Here is a 15169-nt window from a genome sequence, read left to right on the forward strand (position 1 = left end):
GCGACCAATGAGCGTGCCGGAGGCGTTGAGTCAGGAGCACATCACGGCGACTCTCGCCGAGTTGCCCGGGTGGGGGCGGGTGGGGGAGGCGATCTCGCGGACGTATCCGATCCGGTTCCACGCCGGGGTCGCCACGATCGTGACCATCGCGGACCGCGCGCGCCGCGTGCAACACCACCCCGACCTCGATCTCCGCATCGACACGATCGTCGCCGCCCACGAGGCCATCCCCCTCGACTGATGCGGATCGGAATCACGGGGCATCGGAGGTTGGGGGCCGGGGTGGAGCGGGAGGTTCGGGGCTTGCTCGACGCGGGGTTGCGGGAGCGGGGCGGGGAGGCGTTGGTGGGGGTGTCGTGCATCGCCGACGGGCCCGACGCCTGGTTAGCCGAGTACGTGCTCGCGCACGGCGGCCGACTGGAAGTGGTGCTGCCGGCCGAGGAGTACCGGGACGGGCTGCCCCAGGAGCACTGGCCGTGTACGACGCGCTGCTGGGGCGGGCCGCCGAGGTGCACCGGACCGGGATGCCCGCGTCCGACTCGGCCGCGCACATGGCGGGGAGCGAGGTCCTCGTGGGGCTCGTGGACGAGTTGTGGGCCGTGTGGGACGGAAAGCCGGCGTGGGGGTACGGCGGGACCGCCGGCGTGGTGGCGTACGCCGAACGGACCGGGGTTCCGGTCCGGGTGCTGTGGCCCGAGGGGGCGTCGCGCTGAACCGGTGAGGGCGCACCCCCTCCCGCCCCGACCCGACCGGATCCGGCCCGCCCCGACCCGGCCCGCCGCGACCGCGCCGGTCAGGCGATCGCCGCGATGCCGTCCAGTTCGACCAGCGCCTCCTCGTCCCAGAGCCGCACCACGCCGATGAGGGCCATCGCCGGGTAGTCGCGGCCGGCGGCCTCGCGCCAGATGCGGCCGAGTTCCGGGGCGTGGGCGCGGTACGCGGCGACGTCGGTGGTGTACACGGTGACGCGGGCCAGGTCGGCGGGGGTACCGCCGGCGGCGGCGAGGGCGGTGAGGAGGTTGGCGAGGGCGCGGGAGAACTGGGCGGGGAGGTCCGCGCCGACGATCCGACCCTTCTCGTCCAGGGCCGTCTGACCGGCCAGCAGCACCATGCGGTTGCCGGTGACGACGGTGGCGTGCGAGAACCCGGTGGGCGGGGCCAACGTGGACGGATTCACCCGCCACACCCGCCCGTCACCTTCGGCCCGACCCGCAGCCCCGGCCCGGCCTTCACTCCCTGCCCGGCCCTCAACCCCGGCCCGGCCCTCAGCCCCGCCCCGGCCCTCAACCCCGGCCCGGCCCTCACTCCCGGCCCGGCTCTCCGCGTCGGCCTCGGCCCCGCCGCCGGCCCGGTCCTCGGCCTCGGGCCCTCCTTCGGCCCCGGCCGGGCCTTCGGCCCCGGCCGGGCCTTCGGCCCCGGCCGGGCCTTCGGCCCCGGCCGGGCCTTCGGCCCCGCCGCCGGCCTCGGTGTGCTGTTCGCCGTGTTCGGTGTTCGGTGGCGTCATCGGGGCTGGGCCTTCTCTCGGCGGAGGTGTTTGGCGATGATGTCGCGTTGGACTTCGCTCGCGCCTTCGTAGATGCGGGGGGCGCGGGACTCTCGGTAGAGGTGTTCCAGGAGGTGGCCGCGGGCCAGGGCGGTGGCGCCGTGGAGTTGGACGGCCTGGTCGACGACCCAGCCGGCGGTCTCCGTGGCGAGGAGTTTGGCCATGGCCGCGCGGGCCGGGACGCGGGGGCCGGCCGGGTCCTCGTCGTACGCCTGCGCGGCCGCGTACACCAGCAGCCGGGCCGCCTCGATGCGGGTGGCCATCTCGGCGAGGGTGTGGTTGACGGTCTGGAGGTCGGCGAGGACGCCGCCGAAGGCGCGGCGTTCGGCCGTGTGGGCGAGGGTCGCGTCGAGCGCGGCGCTCGCCATGCCGATCGCGAACGCGCCGACGCTGGGCCGGAACCGGTTGAGGGTGCCCATCGCGACCCGGAACCCCTCCCCCGGCTCCCCGAGCAGGTCCTCGGGGCCGACCGGCACCCCGTCGAAGGCGAGGGAGCCGATCGGGTGGGGGGAGAGCATGTCGAGGTGTTCGCCGGAGAGTCCGGGCCGGTCGCCGGGGACGAGGAACGCGGTGACCCCGCGCGCGCCGGGCTCTTCGCCGGTGCGGGCGAAGACGGTGATCACGTCGGCCTCGGGGGCGTGCGAGATCCACCGTTTGGCCCCGTGCAGCCGCCATCCGCCGCCCGCCGGGTCCGGGTGGGCGCGCAGTTCGAGGGCGGCGGCGTCGGAGCCGGCGCCGGGTTCGGAGAGGGCGAACGCGGCGACGGCGCGGCCGGCGCGGATCTCGGGCAGCCAGCGGTCCCGCTGTGCGGGCGTGCCCCGGGCGAGGACGGGGTGCGAGCCGAGGCCCTGGACGGCGAGGGTGGTCTCGGCCTCGGTACAGCCGTGGGCGAGGGATTCGCGCAGCAGGCACAGTTCCAGCGCGCCCGCGTCCAGGGCCCGGCCGAGGAGGCCGAGCGCGCCGAGTTCGGCGAGCAGGGGCCGGTTGACGCGGCCGGGTTCGCCCGCCTTCGCGAGGTCGTTCAGCCGTTCGGCGGCCAGGGTCCGCCACCGCGCGCACGCGGCCTCCTGGTCCGGGTCGAGCGCGAATCCGCCCATGCGACACGCCTTCCTCGCTCCCGGCCGCCGGCGGTTCGCGGCGGGCCGTCGTTCCCGTTGTATCGCCTGCGGTTGACTGGCGTCACCCCGGCGCTACGCTCCGAAGCAGGACCCCGGACCTCCGCTCGGCACGCCGGCCCACCCCGTCACGACCCCCGTGCGCGCCGCCGACCCCGTCCCGTCGGCCCGCGCGCTCGCGCGTCCGCCCGACGGGCCCGTCCCCAGGGGGCGAACCGCCTTGGATCCCGTCGTGCATCCCGTCTCGGACCTGTTGCCCTCCGCCCACGTCGACACCTTCACCCGGGACCGGCTGCCGCCGCCCGCCGCCCGGCCGCTGCTGTCGTTGGACGATCCGGCGCTGCCCCGTTACCCCGAGCGGTTGAACTGCGCCGCCGAGCTGCTGTCCCCCGTGCTCGCCCGGTCGGCCCCGGACCGGCCCGCGTTCCACGCCGAGGACGGCACGGTGTGGTCGTACGGGGAGCTGCGGGCGCGGGTGGACGCGATCGCGCACGTGCTGGTGGAGGAGCTGGGGGTGGTGCCGGGCAACCGGGTGTTGTTGCGGGGGCCCACGGAGCCGTGGCTGGCGGCGTGCTGGCTGGCCGTGGTGAAGGCGGGCGCGGTGGCGGTGACGGTGCTGCCGCAGGCGCGGGCCTCGGAGCTGGCGGTGATGGGGGAGATCGCGCGGGTGCGGCACGCGCTGTGTCACGTGGACGCGCGCGCGGAGCTGGACCGGGCGCGGTTGCCGGGGCTGCGGGTGCTGGACTACGGCGGGGACGCGCCCGGGGACCTGTCGCGTCGGGTCGCGGCCCGGATGGGCGGGCCGGGGTTCCGGGCGGTGGCGACCTCGGCGGACGATGTGGCGCTGCTGGCGTTCACCTCGGGGACCACGGGCCGGCCGAAGGGCTGTCTGCATTTCCATCGGGACGTGCTGGCGATCGCGGACACCTTCGCCGCCCACGTGCTGCGGCCGGGGCCGGAGGACGTGTTCGCGGGCAGTCCGCCGCTCGGGTTCACGTTCGGGCTGGGTGGGCTGGTGGTGTTCCCGTTGCGGTGCGGGGCCTCCGCGCTGCTGATGGACCGGGCGGTGCCGGGCCGGTTGTTGCCGGCGCTGGCCCGGCACCGGGTGAGCGTGCTGTTCACGGCGCCGACGGCGTACCGGGCGATGCTGGAGGCGCTGCGGGAGCCGGCGGGGCGGGCACTGGATCTGTCGGCGTTGCGGTTGTGCGTGTCCGCCGGCGAGAGCCTGCCGGCGGCGACCTGGCGGGCCTGGCGCGAGCGGACGGGGTTGCGGATCGTGGACGGGATCGGGGCGACGGAGCTGCTGCACATCTTCATCTCGGACCGGCCCGAGGACAGCCGGCCGGGGCGCACCGGGCGGCCGGTGCCGGGGTGGACGGCGCGGGTGGTGGACGCGGCCGGGCGGCCGGTGCCGGACGGCACGCCGGGGTTGTTGGCGGTGCGCGGCCCGGTGGGCTGCCGGTACCTGGACGATCCGCGGCAGGCGGAGTACGTGCGCGGCGGCTGGAACCTGACGGGGGACACGTACGTGCGGGAGGCCGACGGGCGGTTCCGGTACGTGGCGCGGGCCGACGACATGATCGTGTCGGCGGGGTACAACATCGCGGGCCCGGAGGTGGAGGAGGCGTTGCTGCGGCATCCGGACGTGGCGGAGGCGGCGGTGGTGGGGCTGCCGGACGTGCGGCGCGGGCAGGTGGTGGTGGCGTACGCGGTGGCGCGGGCGGGGGTGCGGGCGCCGGGCGAGGCGGAGTTGCGGCGGCACATGGAGGCCGAGTTGGCGCCGTACAAGTGCCCGCGGCGTTTCGTGTTCGTGCCGGAGCTGCCGCGCACGAACACGGGCAAGCTGCAACGGCACCGGTTGCGCGAGGCGGCCTGCGAGAGCCCGCTGCCGGGCTGACCGGGGCGGGGCGAACGGGCCTGCCGAAGAACGGGGCCTGCCGAACGGGCCGCGCGGCCCGACCCGATCCGGCCGGGGTCGTGGCCGGATCGGGTCGGGCCTGCTCAGGGCCCCCCGGAACCCCGACCCCGGGTCCCGGGTCCCGGGTCCCGGACCCCGGGGCGGGCGGGGCGAGGGGGTCAGGCGCGGCAGCGCAGGAGGGTGAGGGCCGGGTTGGCGAGGAACGCCTCCCAGTACTCGGCGCCGTGTTCGCGCACGCCCGCCTCGGAGATCTCCAGCGGCACCCAGGTCACGTCGGTGAACCCGGCGGCCGTGAGGGAGTTCTCGTAGACCTCGCGGCTGGGGACGGTCGCCTCGAAGGAGACGGGCGTCGGGTCGAGGAGGGCGGTGAGGCGGATGTGGGTGCCGATCTCGTTCTCGCCGAGCTTGTCGCACAGGAAGCCGTACTTCTCCAGGGAGGGGCCGGAGAAGTCGTACTCGGGGGACATGACGAAGAGGAAGAAGTCGGCGCCGGGGACGAGGTTGGCGTGGATGGCGCGACACATGCGCTCGACGGTGGCCACGTCCGGGGCGTAGTTGAACGCCTGGACGGCGAGGCCGACCTCGAAGGGCTCTTCGTATCGCGGGAGTTCGGCGACGTCGCCGACGGCGTACTCGATGCCGAGCGGCTCGGCCTCTTCGATGGTGTTGGCGACGGCGATCATCTCGCCGGAGATGTCGACGCCGAGTACGCGGGAGGCTCCGCGCCGCTTCAGTTCGCGGCTGTAGAAACCGGTTCCGCAGGCCAGGTCGAGGACGGACCGGCCCTTGACGTCGCCGACGAGGGCGAGGGTGCCGGCGACCTCGCCGTAGCGGGCCAGCGGCAGGTTCTTGAAGCCCTCGAATGCCTCGCCGATCTCGTCGTACAGCTGCTCGCTCATGAGTCTTCTCCCCGTGTTCACGGCGTCGGTCTTCCGTTCGACCGCGGCCCGTGGCTCAAAGTCTCCTCATCCGGCGGCCGGAGTTCGCATGGGAGGATCACACGAAGAAGATCGCGATCGAGGTTCGGTTCAAACGACGGACAGGGCTCGAAAACCGCTTGAGGTGGGCCGCGTTGAGGATTGACGATGGGTCATGACCTGGACTTTCACCGCGGACCCGGCCGTGTTCGCCGCCGCCGCGCGCCCCGCGCTCCTCGCCGATCCCGTCGCCCACACCAATCTGCTGTCCGTGCTGGACGCCTGTCTGCGGCGCGGACCGCACGCGTACGGCGACGCGGAGGGCCCGGAGCCCGTCTTCGGGTGGTGGACGGGGGACGAGGGCGCGGGAGCCGGCGCCGTCGGCGGCACGGTGGTGCGGACCCCGCCGTTCCCCTTCCTCTGCGGGACGTTGGCCCCTGGCGCCGCGACCGCATTGCCGGCCGCCCTCGCCGTCGCCCGCCCGGACCTCCTGGACGGCTCGCTCAACGTGTCGGCCGCCGACGCGCCCGCCCTCGCCGCCGGCTGGGGGCTTCCGTTGCGGGAGGTGGAGCGGCTGCGGCTGCACCGGTTGGGGACCCTCGTGCCGCCGGACCCGGCGCCGGCCGGCGCGGCCCGGCCGGCCGAGGCCCGCGATCTGCCGTTGCTGCGTGCCTGGTACGCGCGGTACGCGGCGGCGGTCGGGGATCCGGCGCCGCCCGCCGAGACGGTTCTCGCGGAGCTCGTGGAATCCGGCCGGCAGTCGCTGTGGGAGCGGGACGGGGAGCCCGTGGCGATGGCCTGCCACAGTCCGGTGATCGCGGGCACGGCCCGGGTGATGAACGTCTACACCCCGCCCGAGGCGCGCCGGCGGGGTCTGGCGGCGGCCGTCACCACCGCCGCGACCCGGGCCGCGCGGGCCGCGGGCGCGGCGGAGGTGCTGTTGTGGACGGACCTCGCGAATCCGACGAGCAACGGCGTGTACCGGCGGCTGGGCTACCTCCCGGTCACCGAGCGGGTGGTGTTGGCTCCCGTGCCCCGACCGTAGTGGCCGCTCACGCGCCCTTGCCGGTGGGCGGGCGGCGGCTGCCCGCCCGGTAGGGGGCCGGCCAGGGCGCGCCGGGGCCCCGGTAGTCCTGTTCGGCGGCGGCGTGCAGGGTCCAGTGCGGGTCGTACAGGTGGGGCCGGCCCAGGGCGCACAGGTCGGCGCGGCCGGCCAGCAACAGGGAGTTCACGTCGTCCCAGGAGGAGATGGCGCCGACCGCGATGACGGGGATGCCGGTACGGGCGCGGATCCGGGCCGCGTGGGGGGTCTGGTAGGAGCGGCCGAACTCGGGTTCCTCCTCGGCGACGACCTGCCCGGTGGAGACGTCGACGGCGTCGGCGCCGTGGGCGCGGAACGCCTCGGCGATGCCGATGGCGTCCTCGGGGGTGGTGCCGCCGGGGGCCCAGTCGGTGGCGGAGATCCGGACGGTGACGGGCCGGTCGGCGGGCCAGGTCTCGCGGACCGCGTCGAAGACCTCCAGCGGGAAGCGGAGCCGGTCGGCGAGGGCGGGGCCGCCGTAGCCGTCCTCGCGGAGGTTGGTCAGCGGGGAGAGGAACGAGGACAGCAGGTAGCCGTGGGCGCAGTGCAGTTCGAGGAGGTCGAAGCCGCAGCGGGCGGCGCGGGCGGCGGCGGAGCGGAACGCCTCGCGCAGGGCGGGCAGTTCCTCGGTGCGCAGGGCGCGGGGGGTGGCGGAGACGCCGGGCCGGTACGGGAGGGCGCTGGGGGCGATCAGCGGCCAGTTGTCCTCGGGCGCCGGCAGGGGGTCGTCCATGCCCTCCCACATGAGGCGGGTGGAGCCTTTGCGTCCGCTGTGGCCGAGTTGGACGCCGAGGGCGGTGCCGGGGGCCTCGGTGTGCACGAAGTCGACGACGCGGCGCCAGGCCGCGGCCTGGTCCTCGTTCCACAGGCCGGAGCAGCCGGGGGTGATGCGGCCTTCGGGGGTGACGCAGACCATCTCGGTCATGACGAGTCCGGGGCCGCCCAGGGCGCGGGCGCCGAGGTGCACGAGGTGGAAGTCGCCGGGGATCCCGTCGACGGCGCGGTAGGTGTCCATGGGCGAGACCACGATCCGGTTGCGCAGGGTGAGGCCGCCGAGCCGGAACGGGGTGAACATGGGCGGGGTGTCGTCGTCGGGGCAGCCGAACTCGCGCTCGACGGAGCGGGTGAACCGGGGGTCGCGCAGGCGCAGGTTGTCGTGGGTGACGCGGCGGCTGCGGGTGAGGAGGTTGAAGGCGAAGCGGCGCGGGGGCTGGTCGACGTGGTCGGCGAGTTCCTCGAACCAGCGCATGCTGGCGAGGGCGGCGCGCTGGGTGGAGGCGACGGCGGGGCGGCGGGCGCTCTCGTAGGCGGTGAGGGCGTCGCCGAGGGCGTCGGGGTCGACGCGGGCCTCGGGGCCGGTGGGCAGGTCGGCGGCGGCGAGGGCCTCGGCGAGGGCGAGGGCGTCCTCGACGGCGAGTTTGGTGCCGGATCCGATGGAGAAGTGGGCGGTGTGGGCGGCGTCGCCGAGGAGGACGACCTTGCCGTGGGACCAGCGGGCGCAGGTGACGTTGCGGAATCCGGTCCAGGCGGAGCGGTTGCCGCGCAGGGGCCGGCCCTGGAGGGTCTCGGCGAAGATCTTCGCGCAGCGGGCGGCGGACTCGTTCTCCTCGCAGAGGTCGAGGCCGGCGGCCCGCCACACCTCCTCGCGGGTCTCCACGATGACGGTGGAGGAGTCGGGGGCGTAGGGGTAGGCGTGGAGTTGGAACACGCCGTGGGGGGTTTCGGCGATCTCGAAGCGGAACGCGTCGAGGGCGAAGTCGGCGGCCAGCCACAGGTAGCGGCAGCGGCCGGTGGTGACGGTGGGGGCGAAGCAGTCGGCTCCGGCGGCGCGGGTGCGGCTGCGGACCCCGTCGGCGGCGACGACCAGGTCGTAGGCGTCGGCCAGGGCCCAGGCGGGCGGGGCCTCGGCGCGGAAGCGGAGGCGGACGCCGAGGGCGGTGCAGCGGGCGTGCAGGATCTCCAGGAGCCGGCGGCGGCCGAGGGCGGCGAAGCCGTGGCCGCCGGAGGTGAGCAGCCGACCCCGGTGCAGGATCTCCACGTCGTCCCAGCGGACGAACTCGGCGGCGAGCGCCGTGTGCACGGCGGCGTCGGCGCGTTCGATGCCGCCGAGGGTCTCGTCGGAGAGGACCACGCCGAAGCCGAAGGTGTCCTCGGGGGCGTTGCGTTCCCAGACCTCGACCTCGTGGCCCTGGCGGGCGAGCAGCAGGGCGGCGTACAGGCCCCCGGGGCCGCCGCCGACGATCGCGACCCTCACCTGAAGGTCACCTCCCGGTCCAGCGCGGGTCGCGTTTGCCGGTGAACGCGGCGTGGAACTCGCGGTAGTCCTCGCCGGTCATGAGCAGGGCCTGGGTGGTGGCGTCGAGTTCGACGGCGGCGGCGAGCGGCATGTCGAGTTCGGCGGTCAGCAGGGCCTTGGTCTGGGCGTGGGCGAGGGTGGGACCGGCGGCGAGTCGGGCGGCGAGGGCGGCGGCGGCCTCGTCGGCCCCGCCCTCGGGGACGAGGTCGCAGAGCAGCCCGATGCGGACGGCCTCCTCGGCGCGGACGGTGTCGCCGAGCATCAGCAGTCGGGTGGCGTGGCCGAGGCCGACGACGCGGGGCAGCAGGTAGGCGGCGCCCATGTCGCCGCCGGAGAGGCCGACGCGGGTGAAGAGGAACGCGAACCGGGCGGTGGGGTCGGCGATCCGGAAGTCGGCGGCGAGGGCGAGGACCGCGCCGGCGCCGGCGGCGACCCCGTGCAGGGCGGCGATCACCGGGAAGGGGCATTCGCGCAGGGCGCGGACGACCTGACCGGTCATCCGGTTGAAGTCGAGGAGGGCGGCGGTGTCGAGGGCGAGGGTGGCGCCGATGATCTCCTCGACGTCGCCGCCGGAGCAGAACCCGCGGCCCTCGCCGGCGAGGACGAGGGCGCGGGTGGTGCGTTCTCTGGAGAGTTCGGCGAGGAGGTCGCGCAGGTCCGCGTAGCCGCCGAAGGTGAGCGCGTTGAGACGCTCGGGGCGGGCGAGGGTGACGGTGACGACCTCGTCCTCGGTGCGGGTGACGCGGATGTGCTGCCATTGCGGGGTGCCGGAGGCGGAACCGGTGAATGGGCTCACTCGGCGACGGTATCACCGGGGTGTGACCTCCGTCACCGACGCGCGGGGACCTTCGGCGGGCGCGGCGGGTCGTTCTCCCGTCGCGTCGGCGTCGGGGGCCGGGCCGGCCTGGGAGTGGCGGGCGGGGCTCCGTATCGTGGGGGCCGGCGGCCGGGTTCGGTGCGCCGGGGCGTGTCGAACCGACGAGACGAAGGGGTGGTCCCGTGCCCGTGCCGGAGTCCGTGTCGGGGGCCGGTGGTCGGCGGCTGTCGTTGCCGCGGTCGGCGGTGGCGGTGCCGATCGCGCGGGCGCTGGTGCGCACGGCGTTGGCGGACGCCTGTGAGCGGGAGCCGGCGGGTTCGGGGCGGGCGGTGGCCGATCGGGACACGGCGGAGTTGTTGACGGCCGAGCTGGTGGCCAACGCGGTGGAGCACGCGCGACCGGGCGGGCGGGTCGCCGACGACGACGCGGGCGGCATCGAGTTGATCGTGGAGCTGGTCGCGGGCCCGGACGGCTGGGGCTGTCTGGTGGAGGTCCACGACGGGGACGCCCGGGTGCCCGGCGGTCTCCTCGCGCCGGAACCGGAATTGGGACCCGCGTCGGAGATGGGAACGGGAACGGGACCGGTGCCCGATCACGCGCCGGGGCACGTCTCGGACACCGATCCCGATCTGGCCTGCCCCCTGGACCTGTGGCGGGAGGACGGGCGCGGCCTGTTGCTGCTGCGCGCGCTCAGCTCCTCCTGCGGTCACCGGGCCACGGAACGCGGCAAGGCCGTGTGGTTCAGGTTGTCGGCGCGCCCGACGCCGTGAGGGAGGCGCCGAGCCGGGAGTGCCGGCGGCCGTAGACCTCGTACAGCACGGCGCCGACGGCGAGGAAGCCGGCGAACTGGAGCCAGGTGGTCCAGCCGGTGCCGTAGATCAGGTACAGGCAGAAGACGATGCCGAGCAGCGGGGTGATCGGGAACAGCGGGGTGCGGAAGGTGCCGGGGGCGGCCTCGTCCCCGTGCCGGCGGCGCAGCACGATCACGGCGATGTTGACGACGGCCATGATGGCGAGGGTGCCGATCGTGGTCAGGTTCATCACCACGTCCAGGGGGACGAAGGCGGCGGGGACGGCGAACACGCCGGCGACGATCCAGGTGTTGGCGACGGGGGTCGCGGTGCGCGGGGAGACCCGTTCGAAGACCCGCGGGATGAGTCCGTCGCGGGACATGGACATCAGGATCCGGGTCTGGCCGTACATGACGGCGAGGACCACGGAGGCGATGGCGACGACCGCGCCGAAGGCGATCACGCCGCCGCCGAGGCTGGTGCCCGTGACGGAGTCGACGATGAGGGAGAGGGCGGCGGGCTTGCCGGCGACCTCGTCGGCGGACATGGCGCCGATCGCGGCGAGGGCGACCGCGCAGTACAGGACGGTGACCACGCCGATGCAGATGAGGATGGCGAGGGGGATGTTGCGGCGGGGGTTCTTGACCTCCTCGCCGGCGGTGGTGATGGCGTCGAAGCCGATGTAGGAGAAGAAGGCGAGGGCCGCGCCGGAGGTGACGCCGGCGGCGCCGTGGCTCATGAAGGGGGTGAGGTTGCCGGCGTCGTAGGCGGTGAAGGCGATCCCGCAGAACAGCAGCAGGACGGCGATCTTGACCACGGCCATGGCGGCGGTGGCGCCGGCGCTCTCGCGGATGCCGCGCACGAGCAGGGTGGCGGCCAGCAGCATCACGAGGACGGCGGGGACGTTGACGATCCCGCCCTCGGTGGGGCCGGCGGCCAGGGCGTGGGGCAGGCGCAGGCCGGTGAGGTTGTGCAGGAGTTCGTCGAGGTACTGGCCCCAGCCGACGGCCACGGCCGACATGGAGATGCCGTACTCCAGCAGCAGGCACCAGCCGGTGAGGAAGGCGACGCGTTCGCCGAGGGTGGCGTAGGCGAAGGAGTAGGAGCTGCCGGAGACGGGGATCGCGCTGCCGAGTTCGGCGAAGGAGAACGCGGTGAGCACGCAGGTGATCGCGGCGAGCACGAAGGAGACGACGACGGCGGGGCCGGCGGCGCCGACGCTGTCGGCGAGGCCGACGAAGATGCCGGTGCCGACGATGGCGCCGACGCCGAAGCAGACGAGTTGGAACAGGCCCATGGTGCGGCGCAGTCCGTGGCCTTCGAGGTCGGCGCCCGCCTCGGCGACGAGCTGGGAGGGGGCCTTGACGCGCAGTCCGGGGGAAGGACTCATGGGGGTGGTTCTCGTTCCTGGTGGTGCGGGCCGGCCTCGGTGGGGCCGGTGGTACGGGGGTGCCGGGGGTGGTGGCAGGTGCGGGGGGTGCTCATCGTGCGGTGGTGCGGGGCGCCCGGTCGGCGCGGGGCCGACCGGGCGGGGGTGGGTGGGCCGGCGCTCTAGCGGCCGGCGAGGGTGGCGACCAGCACGGCCTTGATGGTGTGCAGGCGGTTCTCGGCCTCGTCGAACACGACGGCGTGCGCCGAGCGGAACACCTCGTCGGTGACCTCCAGCGACTCCAGCCCGTACCGGTCGAAGATGTCGCGGGCGACGGCGGTGCCGAGGTCGTGGAAGGCCGGCAGGCAGTGCAGGAAGCGCACGTCGGGGTTGCCGGTGGCGCGCAGCACGTCCATGGTGACGGCGTAGGGGCCCAGGGCCTTGATCCGCTCGTCCCAGACCTCCTTGGGCTCGCCCATGGAGACCCACACGTCGGTGGCGACGAAGTCGGCCTTGGCCACGCCCTCCTCGATCTCCTCGGTGAGGGTGATCCGGGCCCCGCTCTCGGCGGCCAGGGCGCGGGCGGCGGCCACGACGGACTCGGCGGGCCAGTAGGCGCGGGGGGCGACGATCCGCACGTCCATGCCGAGCAGGGCGCCGGTGACCAGGTAGGAGTTGCCCATGTTGAAGCGGGCGTCGCCGAGGTAGGCGAAGGCGATGCGCTCCAGCGGCTTGGCGCAGTGCTCGGTCATGGTGAGCACGTCGGCGAGCATCTGGGTGGGGTGCCACTCGTCGGTGAGGCCGTTCCAGACGGGGACGCCGGCGTGGGCGGCGAGGGTCTCGACGGTGTCCTGGGAGTCGCCCCGGTACTCGATCCCGTCGAACATCCGGCCCAGCACCTTGGCGGTGTCCTCGACGGATTCCTTGTGGCCCATCTGGGAGCCGCTCGGGTCGAGGTAGGTGGTGTGGGCGCCCTGGTCGGCGGCGGCGACCTCGAAGGCGCAGCGGGTGCGGGTGGAGGTCTTCTCGAAGATCAGCGCGATGTTGCGGCCGGTCAGTCGGCGCTCCTCGGTCCCGGCCTTCTTGGCCGCCTTCAGCTCGGCTGCGAACTCGACCAGCGCGCGGAATTCGGCGGCGGTGAAGTCGAGCTCCTTCAGGAAGCTGCGGCCGACGAGGTCGGGGGCCGGGGCCATGGGCTCTCCAGGGGACGGGTGGACGGGCAGGGAATGCTGGAAGTCTATACGAAGCCTTGCATCGATATACAGAGCCGGGATCGCTCTGACCTCGCACTCCACCCCCCGACCGAACCCCATTATGGGGGATTGCCCGGATTGGGACGGTTCATCCGTGCGGCACACCACACACCTCCCCCGTCCCGCACCCGCCCCGCCCCCTCACTCCCTCACGCCGTCACCCCACCGCGTCCCGTTCCACCGGACAGCTCATGCAGCGCGGACCGCCGCGACCCCGTCCCAGCTCGCTGCCCGGGATCTCGATCACCTCGATCCCCTCCTTGCGCAGGTGCGTGTTGGTGGTCACGTTCCGCTCGTAGGCCACGACCACCCCCGGCTCCACCGCCAGCACGTTGCACCCGTCGTCCCACTGCTCGCGCTCCGCCGCGTGCACGTCCTGCCGCGCCGTCAGCACCCGGATCCGGTCCAGCCCCAGCGCCGCCGCGATCGCCGCGTGCATGTGCTCCGGCGCGTGGTCCTCCACCGACAGGTCCCGGCCCCCGACCCCGGGCCGGATCGTGTACGAGCGCAGCATCCCCAGCCCCGCGTACTGCGTGAAGGTGTCCCCGTCGACCATCGTCATCACCGTGTCCAGGTGCATGAACGCCCGCCGCTTCGGCAGGTCCAGGGCCACGATCGTGTGCGCGGAGCCCGCCGCGAACAGTCCCCGCGCCAGCATCTCCACCGCCTGCGGGGTGGTCCGCTCGCTCATCCCGATCAGCACCGCCCCGTTCCCGATCACCAGCACGTCCCCGCCCTCGATCGTCGACGGGTAGTCCTCCTGCCCCCGCGACCAGTAGCGGAACGGGCCGCCCGTCGTGAACAGCGGGTGGTACCGGTAGATCGCCTCGAAGTGCACCGTCTCGCGCTGCCGCGCCGGCCACCGCATCGCGTTGACCGAGACCCCGTCGTAGATCCACGCCGAGGTGTCCCGCGTGAACAGGTGGTTCGGCAGCGGGCCGAGCAGGAAGTCGTCCGGCTCCAGCACGTGGAAGCGCACCGAGGCCGGCTCCGCGTGCCCCTCCAGGAACTCGCGCTTGGTGACCCCGCCGATCAGCGCCCGCGCCAACGCGTCGGGGCCGAGGGAGTCGAACGCGGCCCGCAGGTGGTCCGTGGCCAGCGGACCGTACTCCTTCTCGTCGAAGACCCGGTCCAGCACCAGGTGCCGGCCCTCCGGGATCTCCAGGGTCTCGCGCAGCAGGTCCCCGAACAGGTGTACCGCCACCCCCCGGTCCCGCAGCACGTCGGCGAACCCGTCGTGCTCCGCGCGGGCCCGGCGCACCCACAGCACGTCGTCGAAGAGCAACGCGTCCTTGTTGCTCGGGGTCAGCCGCTTCAGCTCCAGATCGGGCCGGTGCAGGATGACGCGGCGCAGCCGCCCGGTCTCGGAATCGACATGGAATCCCATGACGTACACATTCCCAGACCGGACGGCCGTGCGATGTGGCGTTCGTCGCGTTCCCCCGCGCGCCGCCCACCGGGCCGGGGCCGGGGGCCGGGGCCCGGGCCCCGCCCGGTCAGCCCAGGCCCAGCAGGGCCACCGGGTCGCCGCTCAACGCCGGGGTGACCACGCCCAGGTCGGGGGTGGTCAGGTCCGGCAGGCCGAAGTTCTCGGCGTTGGGCATGGTGAGCGGGGCCTGGACGGCGGCCTCCGGACCGCGCGCCAGCAACCGGCCGCCGGTGGACTCGATGCCGCCCGCCTGGTCGGTCTTGGGGTCCCCCAGCAGGTTGGGCACCGGCGAGGTGACGGTGGTGCCGCCGAGGTCCGCCCCGACGGGGACGGCCGGCAGCAGCGGGGTGGGCAGCATGTTGCCCTGGTGGTGCACCGGGGTCTCGGGCGTGCCCACGATCGGCACCGGCACCGCCGTGGTCAGTTGGGGGGCGTCGAGGCCGAGCGAGGACTTCAACGCACCGCCGAGCGGCACGTCCACCGGGACGGAGGCCGCGGCCGCCGGGGTCACCGCAGCCGCTGCGGCCATACAGGTCATGAGCGCCGCAATGCTTCCGCGCGCGGTCATCTTCATATCCGACATTCCGTTCTTCCAGGCTCGCGGACCCTCCGCTGCTGATGGTTGAACGATCCCGCCACC

13 protein-coding genes and 1 pseudogene are annotated in these 15169 nt (G+C 74.4%); 5 read left to right on the forward strand and 9 right to left on the reverse strand.

Features of this window, described 5'->3' with window-relative positions; translation table 11 throughout:
- The first annotated feature begins 7 nt into the window (after window positions 1-7).
- Window positions 8-241 carry a 4a-hydroxytetrahydrobiopterin dehydratase gene (locus ACN20G_RS03900; protein WP_424211302.1) on the forward strand — a complete coding sequence of 78 codons (234 nt, stop codon included), beginning with the start codon at window positions 8-10 and terminating at the stop codon, window positions 239-241.
- A pseudogene (locus ACN20G_RS03905) lies at window positions 241-713 on the forward strand (hypothetical protein). Before ACN20G_RS03900 ends, ACN20G_RS03905 begins: the two are co-directional and overlap by 1 nt.
- Before the next feature lie 80 nt (window positions 714-793).
- Here the strand turns inward: ACN20G_RS03905 and ACN20G_RS03910 are convergent.
- Together ACN20G_RS03910 and ACN20G_RS03915 are read right to left on the reverse strand one after the other, a co-directional pair.
- Window positions 794-1186, reverse strand: coding sequence for a RidA family protein (locus ACN20G_RS03910; protein ID WP_424215361.1), 393 nt, complete (start codon window positions 1184-1186; stop codon window positions 794-796).
- Window positions 1187-1500: 314 nt separating this feature from the next.
- Window positions 1501-2640 (reverse strand): acyl-CoA dehydrogenase family protein, encoded by a 1140-nt coding sequence (locus ACN20G_RS03915; RefSeq protein WP_424211303.1) that lies wholly within the window; start codon window positions 2638-2640, stop codon window positions 1501-1503.
- A 250-nt stretch (window positions 2641-2890) separates the two neighbouring features.
- On the opposite strand from ACN20G_RS03915, the gene ACN20G_RS03920 reads away from it, so the two are divergent.
- Window positions 2891-4555, forward strand: coding sequence for an AMP-binding protein (locus ACN20G_RS03920; protein ID WP_424211304.1), 1665 nt, complete (start codon window positions 2891-2893; stop codon window positions 4553-4555).
- Window positions 4556-4734: 179 nt separating this feature from the next.
- Here ACN20G_RS03920 and ACN20G_RS03925 read toward each other — a convergent pair whose 3' ends face one another.
- The gene (locus ACN20G_RS03925) at window positions 4735-5475 is read right to left on the reverse strand and encodes a class I SAM-dependent methyltransferase (RefSeq protein ID WP_424211305.1); all 741 of its coding nucleotides are present in this window, start codon (window positions 5473-5475) and stop codon (window positions 4735-4737) included.
- Between the two features lie 193 nt (window positions 5476-5668).
- On the opposite strand from ACN20G_RS03925, the gene ACN20G_RS03930 reads away from it, so the two are divergent.
- Window positions 5669-6538 (forward strand): GNAT family N-acetyltransferase, encoded by an 870-nt coding sequence (locus ACN20G_RS03930; protein WP_424211306.1) that lies wholly within the window; start codon window positions 5669-5671, stop codon window positions 6536-6538.
- A 7-nt stretch (window positions 6539-6545) separates the two neighbouring features.
- Here the strand turns inward: ACN20G_RS03930 and ACN20G_RS03935 are convergent, their stop codons facing one another.
- Both ACN20G_RS03935 and ACN20G_RS03940 read right to left on the reverse strand, forming a co-directional pair.
- Window positions 6546-8828 carry a bifunctional salicylyl-CoA 5-hydroxylase/oxidoreductase gene (locus ACN20G_RS03935; protein WP_424211307.1) on the reverse strand — a complete coding sequence of 761 codons (2283 nt, stop codon included), beginning with the start codon at window positions 8826-8828 and terminating at the stop codon, window positions 6546-6548.
- A gap of 7 nt (window positions 8829-8835) precedes the next feature.
- On the reverse strand, window positions 8836-9666 hold the full coding sequence (locus tag ACN20G_RS03940) for an enoyl-CoA hydratase family protein (protein ID WP_424211308.1): 831 nt from the start codon (window positions 9664-9666) through the stop codon (window positions 8836-8838).
- 209 nt (window positions 9667-9875) lie between these two features.
- Between ACN20G_RS03940 and ACN20G_RS03945 the strand changes: the two genes are divergently transcribed.
- Window positions 9876-10457: an ATP-binding protein gene (locus ACN20G_RS03945; RefSeq protein WP_424215362.1), complete on the forward strand. Its 582-nt coding sequence runs from the start codon at window positions 9876-9878 to the stop codon at window positions 10455-10457.
- Here the strand turns inward: ACN20G_RS03945 and ACN20G_RS03950 are convergent.
- From ACN20G_RS03950 to ACN20G_RS03965, 4 genes are all read right to left on the reverse strand, one after another.
- Window positions 10429-11868, reverse strand: coding sequence for an amino acid permease (locus ACN20G_RS03950; protein WP_424211309.1), 1440 nt, complete (start codon window positions 11866-11868; stop codon window positions 10429-10431). The two genes, ACN20G_RS03945 and ACN20G_RS03950, sit on opposite strands and share 29 nt — an antisense overlap.
- A 161-nt stretch (window positions 11869-12029) precedes the next feature.
- Complete coding sequence (argF, locus tag ACN20G_RS03955) at window positions 12030-13040, reverse strand: ornithine carbamoyltransferase (RefSeq protein ID WP_424211310.1); 1011 nt, start codon at window positions 13038-13040, stop codon at window positions 12030-12032.
- A 217-nt stretch (window positions 13041-13257) separates the two neighbouring features.
- The gene (locus tag ACN20G_RS03960; protein ID WP_424211311.1) at window positions 13258-14487 is read right to left on the reverse strand and encodes an arginine deiminase; all 1230 of its coding nucleotides are present in this window, start codon (window positions 14485-14487) and stop codon (window positions 13258-13260) included.
- A gap of 109 nt (window positions 14488-14596) precedes the next feature.
- The gene (locus ACN20G_RS03965) at window positions 14597-15058 is read right to left on the reverse strand and encodes a hypothetical protein (RefSeq protein ID WP_424211312.1); all 462 of its coding nucleotides are present in this window, start codon (window positions 15056-15058) and stop codon (window positions 14597-14599) included.
- Window positions 15059-15169: the final 111 nt, after the last annotated feature.

The sequence above is a fragment of the Streptomyces dryopteridis genome (genome assembly GCF_049606955.1).
Taxonomy (GTDB): domain Bacteria; phylum Actinomycetota; class Actinomycetes; order Streptomycetales; family Streptomycetaceae; genus Streptomyces.